At 27.4% G+C, this 13286-nt stretch carries 13 protein-coding genes; 12 read left to right on the top strand and 1 reads right to left on the bottom strand.

Annotated features, from left to right (window positions below; genetic code table 11):
• The first annotated feature begins 44 nt into the window (after positions 1 to 44).
• Genes murJ through F754_RS0106875 form a run of 4 tightly spaced genes read left to right on the top strand, consistent with a single transcriptional unit; the run spans position 45 to position 4323 of the window.
• The gene (murJ, locus tag F754_RS0106890) at positions 45 to 1574 is read left to right on the top strand and encodes a murein biosynthesis integral membrane protein MurJ (protein WP_023649182.1); all 1530 of its coding nucleotides are present in this window, start codon (positions 45 to 47) and stop codon (positions 1572 to 1574) included.
• Positions 1575 to 1577: 3 nt separating this feature from the next.
• Entirely contained in the window at positions 1578 to 2579 is a 1002-nt protein-coding gene (gene trpS, locus F754_RS0106885) for a tryptophan--tRNA ligase (protein WP_023649181.1), read from the top strand.
• 52 nt (positions 2580 to 2631) lie between these two features.
• A complete protein-coding gene (locus F754_RS0106880; protein ID WP_023649180.1) occupies positions 2632 to 3171 on the top strand; it encodes a NifU family protein in 540 nt (179 codons plus the stop codon).
• A 9-nt stretch (positions 3172 to 3180) separates the two neighbouring features.
• The gene (locus F754_RS0106875; protein WP_082254674.1) at positions 3181 to 4323 is read left to right on the top strand and encodes a glucosaminidase domain-containing protein; all 1143 of its coding nucleotides are present in this window, start codon (positions 3181 to 3183) and stop codon (positions 4321 to 4323) included.
• Here F754_RS0106875 and F754_RS0106870 read toward each other — a convergent pair.
• Positions 4320 to 5243 carry a polysaccharide deacetylase family protein gene (locus F754_RS0106870; protein ID WP_023649178.1) on the bottom strand — a complete coding sequence of 308 codons (924 nt, stop codon included), beginning with the start codon at positions 5241 to 5243 and terminating at the stop codon, positions 4320 to 4322. The genes F754_RS0106875 and F754_RS0106870 overlap by 4 nt on opposite strands.
• Before the next feature lie 85 nt (positions 5244 to 5328).
• On the opposite strand from F754_RS0106870, the gene F754_RS0106865 reads away from it, so the two are divergent.
• The 8 genes from F754_RS0106865 to nusA all read left to right on the top strand — a co-directional run bounded on the left by F754_RS0106865 (position 5329) and on the right by nusA (position 13279).
• Positions 5329 to 5715 carry a peptidase M22 gene (locus F754_RS0106865; protein ID WP_023649177.1) on the top strand — a complete coding sequence of 129 codons (387 nt, stop codon included), beginning with the start codon at positions 5329 to 5331 and terminating at the stop codon, positions 5713 to 5715.
• A gap of 8 nt (positions 5716 to 5723) precedes the next feature.
• Positions 5724 to 6134, top strand: coding sequence for a transcriptional repressor (locus F754_RS0106860; protein ID WP_023649176.1), 411 nt, complete (start codon positions 5724 to 5726; stop codon positions 6132 to 6134).
• Between the two features lie 3 nt (positions 6135 to 6137).
• A complete protein-coding gene (gene miaB / locus F754_RS0106855) occupies positions 6138 to 7466 on the top strand; it encodes a tRNA (N6-isopentenyl adenosine(37)-C2)-methylthiotransferase MiaB (protein ID WP_023649175.1) in 1329 nt (442 codons plus the stop codon).
• 3 nt (positions 7467 to 7469) lie between these two features.
• A complete protein-coding gene (locus tag F754_RS0106850) occupies positions 7470 to 8465 on the top strand; it encodes a PhoH family protein (RefSeq protein WP_023649174.1) in 996 nt (331 codons plus the stop codon).
• Positions 8458 to 8919: an rRNA maturation RNase YbeY gene (gene ybeY, locus F754_RS0106845; RefSeq protein ID WP_023649173.1), complete on the top strand. Its 462-nt coding sequence runs from the start codon at positions 8458 to 8460 to the stop codon at positions 8917 to 8919. Before F754_RS0106850 ends, ybeY begins: the two co-directional genes overlap by 8 nt.
• A gap of 1 nt (position 8920) precedes the next feature.
• On the top strand, positions 8921 to 10465 hold the full coding sequence (lnt, locus tag F754_RS0106840) for an apolipoprotein N-acyltransferase (protein ID WP_023649172.1): 1545 nt from the start codon (positions 8921 to 8923) through the stop codon (positions 10463 to 10465).
• Positions 10458 to 11627, top strand: a complete 1170-nt coding sequence (locus F754_RS0106835) for a methionine adenosyltransferase (RefSeq protein ID WP_023649171.1) — start codon at positions 10458 to 10460, stop codon at positions 11625 to 11627. Before lnt ends, F754_RS0106835 begins: the two co-directional genes overlap by 8 nt.
• Positions 11628 to 11725: 98 nt before the next feature.
• Positions 11726 to 13279: a transcription termination factor NusA gene (gene nusA, locus F754_RS0106830; RefSeq protein WP_023649170.1), complete on the top strand. Its 1554-nt coding sequence runs from the start codon at positions 11726 to 11728 to the stop codon at positions 13277 to 13279.
• Positions 13280 to 13286: the final 7 nt, after the last annotated feature.

Below are 13286 nucleotides of genomic sequence, written 5' to 3'. Positions count from 1 at the left end.
TAATTAGGTATACAATTAGGGTAAAATTAAGACTAATATGATTTATGAACATAGTTAAGTCAACAGGCACATTTGGTTTTTTTACGATAATAAGTAGATTGCTTGGTTACTTAAGAGATATTCTAATAGCAATTTTCCTTGGTACAGGAATGTTGGCCGATGCTTTCTTTGTAGCGTTTAGAATTCCAAATACATTTAGAAGATTGTTTGCTGAAGGTACTTTTAATGCAGCGTTCGTTCCAAGTTATTCATCAGAAATAATTAAGGGAAAAAAACAATCAAGTAAATTTGCTAATGACATTTTTAATCTTCTTTTTTTAGGGTTATTATTTTTAACAATAATAATTGAAATTTTTATGCCTATATTCGTTTCAATTATTGCCCCCGGATTTGTTAATGATTTAGAAAAAATGACAGTGGCAATAAATTTAACGAGAATTACTTTTCCTTTTTTATTTTTTATTTGTTTAGCATCATTTTTTTCTGCAATTTTAAATTCTCATAATAAGTTTGCAGCTGCTGCAGCAGCCCCAATAATTTTAAATATTGTTTTAATTTTAGTATTAATTTTTTCTAAATCTTTGGGTGATCAATTAGTTTATTTTTTGTCTTACGGTGTTTCATTAGCTGGTTTTTTACAATTAATATTTTTATATAAATATGTATCAAAACATTACTCATTAAAATTTAATTTTAAATTAAAAGCAACTAACAAAGTTAAGTTTTTTTTTAAAAAACTTTTACCAAGCATTTTTTCTTCTGGAGTTACTCAAATTAATATTTTAATTGGAACAATAATCGCATCATTTCAAGCAAGTGCAGTTTCTTATTTATATTACGCAGATAGAATTTATCAAATAAACTTAGCTATAGCTGGTATTGCGATTGGTGTTGTTGTACTTCCACAGCTCTCAAAACATATTCAATCTAGAAAAAAAAAAAAGATTTTATCCATACAAAATAAAGCTCTTGAATTAAGTTTATTTTTAAGTCTTCCAGCTACTATTGCTTTAATTATTGGATCAGAACAAATTATTTCAGCTTTATTTGGATATGGGTCTTTTAACCAAAATTCAGTGAATAACTCAAGTTTGGCTTTATATTATTTTGCACTAGGTCTGCCCGCTTTTGCTTTAATAAAAGTTTTTTCAAGTTTTTTCTTTGCTAATCATGATACCAAAACTCCATTTTTTATTTCTTTAGTTTCAGTTGTAATTAATATTTTAATTAGTGTTTATTATTTTAGTGAAATTGGTTTTATAATAATTCCAATAGCAACTTCTATTTCTTCGTGGTTTAATTCAGTATTGTTATTTATTTTTCTAAAGAATCGACAATTATTTTATTTCAATCAAATATTTTTTATCAAATTTATTAAAATTATTTTTGCATCAATTTTGATGGGGTTATTTTTTAACTTTTTATTAAATTTTTTTCAAAACGAATTAGCATTTAATCAATCAATTAAATCTCTATATTTAGTTTTATCTGTTATATTAGGATTATTGTTCTATTTAATTGTGTGTTTTTTCATCAAAGCTTTTCAAATGAACGATATTAAATTAAAGTACTAACTTATGAGTAAGAAAATATTCTCTGGTGTTCAACCTACAGGTAATCTTCATCTAGGAAATTATTTAGGAGCTATAAAAAATTTTGTAGATTTAAATAATGATAATGAAAATGAATGTATATTTTGTGTTGTAGATTTACATGCAATCACAGTTAAACAAGATCCCAAGGAGTTAAGAAGCAATATCCAAGAAACTGTAGCTACATTTATAGCAAGTGGAATAGATCCTAAAAAAAGTATCATTTTTAATCAATCAAAAGTTCCTGCTCATGCTGAGGGCGCATGGATATTAAGTTGTATTGCTAGAATGGGATGGCTAAATAGAATGACCCAGTTCAAGGAAAAAGCAGGAAAAGATAAGGAAAAGGCAAGTGTTGGCCTTTACTCTTATCCAGTCCTTATGGCAGCTGATATATTGCTTTATGACGCAACACATGTTCCAGTTGGAGATGATCAAAAACAACATTTAGAGTTATGTAGAGACATTGCTCAAAAGTTTAATAGCGATTTTGAAATCGAAAATTTTTTACAAGTTCCGGAGCCTTTAATTCAAAAAGAGTTTTCAAGAATTATGAGCCTTAAAGATGGTTCAAAAAAAATGAGCAAGTCTGAACTGTCAGATTTAAGTAGAATAAATTTAACAGATGATAGTGATTTAATTGTCAATAAAATTAAAAAAGCAAAAACAGATCCATTGCCTATGCCAAACTCCACAAAAGATCTTAATGAAAGATTAGAAGCAAAAAATCTTTTGGAAATATATTCAAGCTTAACAAATTCTTCCTTAGAAAACAGTATAGAGATTTTTGCAGGTAAAAATTTTTCAGAGTTTAAAGAAAAATTGTCCGAAGCTCTTATTGATAGAATTCAGCCTATTTCATTGGAGATAAAGAGACTTCTTAATGATAAATCATATTTGGATAACACGCTTCTAGAAGGGGTTGAAAAAGCTAATAGAATAGCTTCAAAAAAGATCAAAAGAATTAAAGAAATAGTGGGTTTTTAGACAAAATTTATTATCAAGTTTTAATTTTTTAAATATTCACTATATATAATTTATGTTCGTTCAAACAGAAGTAACGCCAAACCCTAATTCACTTAAATTTCTACCTGGAAAAAAAGTGTCTAATAGTGGTCCATACGAAATTACTAATAAAAGTGATACCCAAAATTCACTTGTGAGAAATTTACTTTCTATAAATGGAGTTGAGGGAATTTTTTTGGGAGAAGATTTTATCTCTATAAATAAAAAAGAAATAGTTAAATGGGATGAAATAAAACATATTGTAATATCATTCATTAATGATTTTTATTCAGAGGGAAAAGAATTTGTAATAGATGAGAGTTTGGATGAGCAAAATTCAAATTTAGATGAACTTGAACAGAAAATAGTAAAAATTTTAGATCAAAAAATAAGACCTGCAGTAGCGAGAGATGGTGGAGATATAAAATTTAAAGAGTTCAAAGATGGAGTGGTTAAAGTTCAATTACAAGGAAGTTGTTCGGGGTGTCCAAGCTCAACAATGACTTTAAAACAAGGTGTTCAGAATCTTTTATGTCATTATTTACCTGAGGTAAAAGAGGTTGTTGCAATATAAATCCTGATTATGAAAACAAAAGAAGTTAAAAAAAGAAAAGCTAGACTAAAAACTAAAAATATTAGTCAGCTAGAGTTAAAATTCATAGAAAACCCCAAAAAAAAAAATAAAGATTTTTCTCAAATTCAAACAATTAATTCTATATCTAGAATATTTTTGAGTAGTTTTGTACTAGTTTCATTTTTTTATATTACTCCAATTTTAATCAATTTTGCTAATAAAAATTTTAATTCCAAAGAATACACAAATAATTCCAAAAAAATATTGGCGTATACACTAAATAAAAAAAATAAAAATACAAAAGAAAGTGAAACATTAAATGAGAATGATTTACTTTTAGATATTTTTAGTTTGAATAATTTAGAGACTGATTCTGTGAGATTAAGTGCTTCGACTATAAAGCAGTTATTTGAAGATACAGGCTATGAACTAAATGATGTGCGTAAAAAAAAACTAGTTAAACCTGTTGCTTTAACTCTATTGCCTCAAGAAATAAAGATGATTGAAAATACGAAAAAAAGAAAAGAATTTTTTATTCAGATTGTCTTACCTTTGATTATTCAGGAGAATAACAATATTAAACTAGATAGAAAAACTCTCTTCAGTATTATTAATAAAAGCAATAACTCCAACTCAGAAAAAAAATGGTTAGATAGAAAATATAAGCAATATGGAGTAAAATCTAATGATCTATCAACATTAAAAATAAGAATGGATGAAATACCTGTATCATTAGCAATTGCGCAGGCAGCAAAAGAAACAGGCTGGGGAACTTCTAGATTTGCCCAAGAGGGTAACGCTCTTTTTGGTCAATGGACTTGGTCAGGAGAAGGTTTAAGACCAAAAGAGGCAAAAGAAGGACAGGAACATAAAGTTATGAAGTTTAATATCCTTCAAGCATCAGTGAGGGCTTACCAAAGAAATTTAAACACCCACTCTACTTATAAAGATTTTAGAAAAGCCAGAGCTAAATTAAGAGACTCTAACAAAAAATTAGATAGCATGGAGTTGTCCAAATATCTTAATAAATATGCAGAAACAGGAAATCAATATGTTGAAGTTTTACAAAAAATAATCAAGCAGAATAAATTGCAAGATTTTGATGATGCTCAATTATTACCATCAAGTGTTGACCTGGAAAGTCTTATTTAATTCACTTTAATTGGAAATTGAATACCAAACCATCTCCATTTTCCTTTATCATTAAGAGAACAATTTATTCTTCCTCTTCTAGGTTTAAATGGACCTCTGAACTTTATGGTTAACATATTATTATCAAAAGTAGTATTAGACTTTTCCCATTTATCTAATTCATTAGAATAACAATTAATATCTTTAATATTTTTTTGTTCTTTAAAAAACTTAACTTTAAAATTGGGCGGATTATTTTCAATTGATAATTTTTTCTCAAGAGGAAGCAATTGTTCATATTCAAGTGGAAACGAATTTATAATAGAATTAAATCTTTTTAATTCTCCATAATTTTCATTAATTGGAAATCTAGGTAGTTCAAATTTATCTTTATTTAAATCAATTACACCGGAATGTTGACCAAAAGCATAATCAAAATTTTCAGAAATATAATCTCTCATAAATTTTGAATATTCACCAAAGGGATAAGAAAATAAATTTGGTATATATCCCAAATTATTTAAAAATATTTCATTTGCTTTTTCTATATCTGAGATAAAAAAATTATTATCTTTTTCAATAAGATACCCATGTGAATGTGAGTGGTGACCTATTACTGCAAATTCTTCAGCCTCAATTTCCTTGATCTGCTCCCAGGTCATATATCCTTTTTTCCCAACTGGCTCTGTTGAAACAAACAAGATAAAAGGAATTTTATTTTTTTTTAAAAATGGCCAAGCCTCAATATAGAAAGATAAAAAGGCATCATCAATTGTTATAAGAATTTCTTTATTTCTTTTTGGTAAAGTAAAATTTTCTTTAAAATCTTTTGGATTAGAAAAAGTATAACTTGATTTTTTTATTATTTCTATTTGCTCTTTAAAGACTTCCATTTTAATGTTGGTAGAGGGGTATTTATTCTCATTAAAACGATGATACATTAATGATAAAATACCTTCATCACCAGAATAGTATTTGATATTATTTTCATCTGAAATAGAATTTGAGCTTATAAACAGAATAAAAATGAATAAACTTATTATTGATGTCGCTAATGAAAAATTTTTTTTAATGATCATTACTAGTGCTAATATTTATAATATTACACACGAGAATACTAAAATTAATTATGAAAGATTAACTCTAATTATTAATGATTTTTTATCATCAAAAAATCTTAAAATTGCAGAAATTAATACAATTTACATAAATAACAGAACAAGAAGCTTTGCAGGTATAAGAAATTTAATGTCAATTGTTAAAGCTCTTAATGTGGCAAAAAATATTGATTATTATTGCTATAATTTAGATGATTTTAAAGATGAGAAAGATTTAAATTATGAAAATATCCCTGATTTTTGTGAAAAATATAAAGTTAAAAAAAATTTGATTAATCCTATTTATATAAGTTAAAATTAAACATGCCAGAAACTATTGAAGAAAAATGTTTGTCAAAGGGTGTAAAGTTAACCGATCAACGTAAAGTGATTGCACAAGTAATGTCTCAATCGTCCGATCATCCTGATGTAGATGAATTATATAACAGAGTTTCTAAAATTGATCCAAAGATAAGTATAGCTACTGTTTACAGAACTGTAAAATTATTTGAAGAGTCAGGAATATTAGCTAAGCATGAATTTAAAGGTGGAAAAGCAAGATACGAAGAATTAAATGAAGGACATCATGATCATTTAATAGATGTGAAGTCCGGTGAAATCATTGAATTTGTAGATGAGGAAATTGAAAAACTTCAAAAAAAAGTAGCAGAAAAATATGGCTACAAACTAGTAGACCATAAGCTTGAATTATATGGGATTAAGAAAAAATCCTAATAAATGAAAAAAAAAATTTTTATTAAAACATTCGGTTGTCAAATGAATGAGTATGACTCGAATAGAATATATGATTCACTAAAAAAAATTGGCTATGAAAAAACAGAAAATTATGAGGATGCAAATTGTTATTTGTTAAATACATGTCATATACGAGATAAAGCAAAAGAAAAAGTTTATCATGAAATTGGAAGAGTTAAAAAAATTTTTAGATCAAAAAAGAAACCACTAGTTATAATAGCCGGATGTGTTGCGCAGGCAGAAAATCAGGAAATGCTTAAAAGAGAACCTTACATTGACCTTGTTATTGGACCACAAGCATATCATAAAATTAATGATACAATTTTAAATTATACAAAAAAAAACAAAAAAGCTGAAGAAACAGAATTTGATGCAATTTCAAAATTTGAATATTTTAATAAAATTAAAAATAACTCTGGAAAAATTTCCTCATTTTTAACAATCCAAGAAGGTTGTGATAAGTTCTGCCATTTTTGTGTGGTGCCATATACAAGAGGTCCAGAATATTCTAGACCATTTAAACAAATTTTGGACGAAGCTAAATATTTAACAGACTCAGGTACCCAAGAAATTATTTTGCTTGGACAAAATGTAAACGCTTATAATAATGAAAAATATAGATTGTCAGATTTAATATTAGCGATTGAAAAATTCTCGGGTATTAAAAGGATTAGATATACAACATCCCATCCAAAAGATATGTCGGATGATTTAATTGAAGTTTATAAATATTCAAAAAAACTTATGCCACTAGTTCATTTACCAGTTCAAAGTGGGTCTAATAAAATTTTAGATCTTATGAATAGAAAACATACTATTAGTGAATATTATAGAATTTATGATCGGTTAAAAAAAATTAACTCAAATATACAATTCTCTAGTGATTTTATAATTGGTTATCCTGGTGAAGAAGAAGAGGATTTTAATGCTACTTTTGAACTAATTCAAAAGATTAAGTTTATAAATTCCTATTCATTTATTTTTAGCCCAAGACCAGGTACAGTTGCGGCAGATTTAAAGTTGATTGATAAAAAAACCTCTATGGAAAGATTAGAAAAAATTCAAAGCCAGCTATATGATAATCAGATGTATATGAATAAATCATTAGAGAATAAAACAATTAACGTTTTAGTTGAGAATTTAACAGATGATAAAACCCAAGTTTTTGGTCGATCTGAATATATGACATCAGTTATTTTTAATGGTAAAAAAGATGATATTGGAAAAATTGTGCAAGTAAAAATTAATAAAAGTAATCGAAGCACTTTGTTTGGTGAAAGAGATTTTAGCTCTAATCAAAAGGTAGCATAGAAATTGAGCAGTGTAACAAAAAAAAATAGTGATACTTCACTAAAGTTTGTTTATTCTGATAACAATTCTCTTAGTGTTATTTTTCACGATAATGAACTTTTGATTGGTGTAGTAGGTGAGTTTAATAAAAATTTAAAAGAGTTAGAAAAAATTACCAAAACAAGCTTATATTCTAGAGGTAACTCTATTTTAATTAAGTCTAATCCTGAAAAAAATGAAATAGTTAAAAATGCTATTAAATTTTTGGCAAATCAATTTATTAATAATGGCAGTATTGAAAATAAGGACATACTTTCTTCAGTAGATAATTTTATGATTAATGAAAAAGTTAAAAATAATAATGTTACAGATATAATTAAGACACCAAAAAAATCAATTATTCCAAGATCAGAAAAACAAAAAGATTATGTAAGAGCTTTAAGACAAAGCGACATAATAATTTCAGCAGGTCCAGCAGGGACTGGTAAAACATTTTTAGCAGTTGCTGTAGGCCTTACCATGTTGTTGGAAAAAAAAATTGAAAGAATAATTTTATCCAGACCTGCTGTTGAAGCAGGAGAAAGGTTGGGATTTTTACCTGGTGACATGAAAGAAAAAGTTGATCCTTATTTAAGACCTTTATACGATTCTTTGTATGACCTTTTTGATTTTGAAAAAATTCAAAGAATGATCGAAATAGGTGATATTGAAATAGCACCACTTGCTTTTATGAGAGGAAGAACTTTAAAAAATTCTTTTGCAATCTTAGATGAGTCTCAAAATGCTACTGATACTCAAATTAAGATGTTTTTAACTAGAATAGGAGAAAATTCTAAAATAGTTGTTAATGGAGATCCAACACAAATTGATTTACCAAATAAAAATATGTCAGGATTAGTTAGATCAAAAGAATTATTAGGCCATTTAAATGAAATATCAGTTGTTGATTTTGATCATTCAGATGTGGTTAGACACCCACTTGTCTCTAAAATAGTTAAAGCCTACTCAAAAAATGATTAGTATTGAAGTTTTCTCAGAAGAGAAAGCTTGGTCAAAAAAACTTAGAGAAAAAGAACTTTTTTTCAAAGAAATTTGTAATTTTTTCCCTAAAAAATACCGATTTCCTAACAAGAAAATAACCTTTTCTTTACTTCTCTCTAATAATAAATGTATCAAAAAATTAAATAAGAATTTTAGAAATAAAAATAAGTCTACAGATATTCTTTCGTTTCCTCTAGAAAAAAAAACACCAATAACTAAAAGTACTTATATTGGAGATATTATAATTAGTTATAATTTTATGAACAAACCTAAATCACAAAATATTAAAAAATTTAAAGAAAAAGTAGTTAAAACTTTTATTCATGGATATCTTCACTTGTTAGGTTTTGACCATATAAAAGATAAAGATTATAGAAGAATGGTTAGTGAGGAAGAAAAAATATATAAATCTGTAATTTCAAAGATTAACTAGATTGATAAAAAAAAAATACATTGAGATAGTTTTTTTAATAATTTTAGGTTCAGTCACATCTTTAAGTTTACCTCCCTATAATTACTTAATAATAAATTTTTTTTCATTTAGTGTATTTTTTATATTTCTTTTTAAAAAATCTAAAATTTCTCAAAGTAAAAGAGATTTCTTTTTTTACGGATGGTTATTTGGATTTGGTTATTTTTTAGCAAGCTTGTATTGGATATCAATATCGTTAACATTTGATCAAAATTTTAAATTTTTAATTCCAGTTACTCTTATTTTAATACCTTCATTTCTGGGAATTTTTTATGGATTAGCTACTTTTTGTTTTATAATTTCAAATTCTAAAAAAATAGTAAGCTCTTTTTTAGTTTTTGCATTATTTTTTGGAGTTTTTGAATTTATTAGAGGTTCAATTTTAACTGGTTTTCCTTGGAATTTAATAGCCTACAGTTTTGCTAATCATTTAGAAATATTAAGTATTACCTCATTAATAGGAACCTATGGATTTAATTTATTTTGTATTTCATTGTTCTCTAGTCCTGCAATATTTATTCTAAGAGAAACAAAAAAAGATATTGCCGTATGTATTATATTTCTAATTATGCCATTTCTATTTTATTTATATGGATCATCTTATAAAGAAAGATTTAACTCATCAGATACTATAAATTATGAATATAAAGTAAGAGCCATAGGTTCAAATATAAGTCTAGATAGATTTTATTCAAATATTGACTCAGTCTCTGTGATAAATGAATTGATCGATATAAGTCAGCCCAATAAAGGTGATAAAATAATATTTGTTTGGCCTGAGGGAATTCTACCTGATGTTTCTCAAAAAGAATTAATTGAATTTAAGTGGTTGTTTGAGGATGTCTTCAATAAAAATCATTTATTATTTATTGGAATTAACAGTCAAAAAACAAACAAAGAAAAAATTGACTATTTCAATTCCTTATCAATTTATGATCATAATTTAGAAATATTAAATTTTTACAACAAGATTAATCTGGTTCCATTTGGTGAATTTTTACCTTTTGAAAATATTCTAAAAAAATTTGGTTTAAGTGTAATTACAAATAATTATCAATCATTTTCAAGTGGTGAAGATAGAAAAATTATAGATATAAAAAGAGATGATTTTTCTTTAAAAATATTACCATTAATTTGTTATGAAATAATCTATTCAGGTAAAATATTTAATAACTCAAATTTTGATTTAATGCTAAATATCTCTGAAGATGGTTGGTTTGGTAGTTCGATAGGACCCAAACAACATTTTTCTCATAGTATTTTTAGAGCAGTTGAAAATGGCAAATATTTATTACGTTCAGCAAATAATGGTATTGCAGCGATTGTTAATCCCCTAGGTGTTGTTGAGCAAAAAGTTGAATATGGACAATCAGGCTATATTGATTTTAAAAAAGCTAAAAAAATACAACCAACATTATTTTCTAAATATGGAAATAAAATTTTTATATCATTAATTTTACTATATATTTTTTTGATATTTTCATTTAATAGATTTAAAAATGAGTAATTTAAAAAATTTTCTTTTTACAAGTGAGTCTGTATCCGAAGGTCATCCGGATAAAGTTTCAGATAGAATCTCAGATATGGTGGTTGATAGTTATCTATCTGGAGATCCATTCTCAAGAGTTGCATGTGAAACACTAACAACAACGAACAAAGTAGTTTTAGCGGGAGAAGTTAGAGGTCCCGAGATAAAAAAAGATGAATTAATTGAAAAAGTTAGAAACTGCATAAAAGATATTGGCTATGATCAGGAAGGTTTTACTTGGAGAGAAGCAACAAAAATAGAAAGCCATCTTCATTTGCAATCTGCTGACATTGCAATGGGTGTAGATTCATCTGGAAATAAAGATGAAGGAGCTGGAGACCAAGGTATTATGTTTGGATATGCTTGTAATGAAACTGATGTTTTAATGCCAGCACCTATTCATTACTCTCATAAAATTTTAAGATTAATGGCAGAGGATAGAAAGTCAGGAAAGTTAAAAAATATAGAACCAGACAGTAAGAGCCAAGTTACTTTTGAATACGTTGATGGAAAACCTACAAAAGTAAAATCTGTGGTGATATCTTCCCAGCATTCTGCAGATGTTAATCAAGCACAAGTTAGAGATTTATTAAGACCTTACATGCTGCAATCTATTCCATCAAATTTTCTTGAAGGTTTTAATGAAGTAGAGTTTTATGTTAATCCAACAGGTAATTTTGTCATTGGAGGTCCAGATGGAGACTGTGGGTTAACAGGAAGAAAAATTATAGTGGACACATATGGTGGTGCTGCACCTCATGGAGGAGGAGCTTTTTCTGGAAAAGATCCTACAAAAGTAGATAGATCTGCAGCTTATGCAGCAAGATATATTGCTAAAAATGTTGTTGCTTCAAAAATTGCAGATAAGTGCTTAATTCAATTAGCTTATGCAATTGGTGTTTCTAAACCATTATCAATTTATGTTGATTTATTTGATAACGATTTAGAAAAAAATAAATTTGTTGTAGATAAAATAAATGAAAATTTTGATTTAAGCCCTCGAGGTATTAGAGAGATGTTAAATTTAAATAAACCAATATACGAAAAAACGGCTGCTTATGGACACTTTGGAAGAACACCAGATGATAATGGCTCATTTTCTTGGGAAAAAACTGATAAAACAAGCCATTTTTCTAAATAGTTTCTGTTGAATTAAAAAAAAACTTTACTATATTGCCCTTACATTATTGAATTTACAAAATGGGCATTAGCCCATTTTTTTTTGGAGCAAATTAAATCATGTTAAACAAAAGAGCAGATAAATTAGAATTATTAAGAATAGCTGAAGCTGTAGCTTTGGAAAAATCTATCGACAAAGAACTAATCATTAGTTCAATGGAAACAGGAATTGCAAAAGCAGCAAAGTCTAAATTTGGTCAGGAAAATGAAATAAAAGTTTCAATTAATAGAGATAATGGTGACATTGAAATCTTTAGAAAATTGATTGTTGCTGAAAATCCAGAAAACTCTAATACAGAAATTAAACTTGAAGATGCAATTGATCTAAATGAAACTAACAAAGATAAAGCAGTTGGAGATGAGGTGTTACAACCGTTACCATCATTTGACTTTGGAAGAATTGCAGCTCAAACAGCAAAACAAGTAATTAGTTTTAACGTAAGAGAAGCCGAGAGAGAAAGACAATTCAATGACTTTATTGATAAAAAAGATACAATTTTAAGTGGTATTGTTAAAAGACTAGAGTTTGGAAATGTTATTGCGGATCTTGGACGTACAGAAGCAATTATCCAAAAAAATGAAATGATACCAAGAGAAAATATTAAAGCTGGAGATAGAATCAAAGCTTATTGCTATGATGTAAGAAGAGAGCCGAGAGGACAACAAATTTTCCTATCAAGAGCACATCCAAAGTTTATGGAAAAGCTTTTTGTTCAAGAAGTTCCTGAAATTTATGATGGATTAATTGAAATAAAATCCTCATCAAGAGATCCAGGTAGTAGAGCAAAAATTTGTGTTAAAGCAGTTGATACATCTCTTGATCCAGTTGGAGCTTGCGTCGGTATGAGAGGCTCTAGAGTTCAAGCTGTTGTAAATGAACTACAAGGTGAAAAAATTGATATTGTAAATTGGTCGGAAGATCCAGCAATCTTGGTTTCAAATGCTTTGTCACCTGCAGAGGTTCAAAGAGTAAATGTAGACTCAGAAAGAAAAAAATTAGATGTAATTTTAACGGAAGAAAATTTAAGTAAAGCTATTGGAAGAAGAGGTCAAAACGTAAGACTTGCAACTAAGTTATTAAATTATGAAATTAATATAATGACTGATGCAGAAGACTCAGAAAGAAGACAGTCTGAATTTAAAGAAAAAACTGAAAACTTTGTCAAAAATTTAGAGTTAGATGAAACATTGGGTCAATTGCTCGTAGCTGAAGGGTTTTCATCAATAGATGATATTAAAGATACTACTGCAGACAGTTTAATGAAAATTGAAGGTATCGAAGAAGATACTGCGAAAGCCTTAATAGAAAGAGCAAAAGAATTTCATCAAAAAGATCAAGAGGATATTTCAGAAAGAATAAAAGAATTGGGTCTTCAAGATGCTCTGATAAATTTAAAAGGGCTAACGCCTGGAATGTTAATGACTTTAGGTGATCAAAAAATTCTTACGTTAGAAGATTTTGCTGATTTAGCATCAGATGAGTTAACAGGCGGATTTGATATCGTTAAAGGTGAAAGAGTAAAAATCCAAGGTTATCTTGAAGATTTTGCTTTATCAAAAGAAGAAGCGGATGAATTAATTATGTCTGCGAGAAATATTGTCTACAAAGATTGAGTGATGA

The sequence above is a fragment of the Candidatus Pelagibacter ubique HTCC8051 genome, from assembly GCF_000472605.1.
GTDB lineage: Bacteria > Pseudomonadota > Alphaproteobacteria > Pelagibacterales > Pelagibacteraceae > Pelagibacter > Pelagibacter communis_B.
The sequence above is the reverse complement of the archived record's forward strand: the minus strand, read 5'-3'. Positions and strand labels throughout refer to the sequence as shown.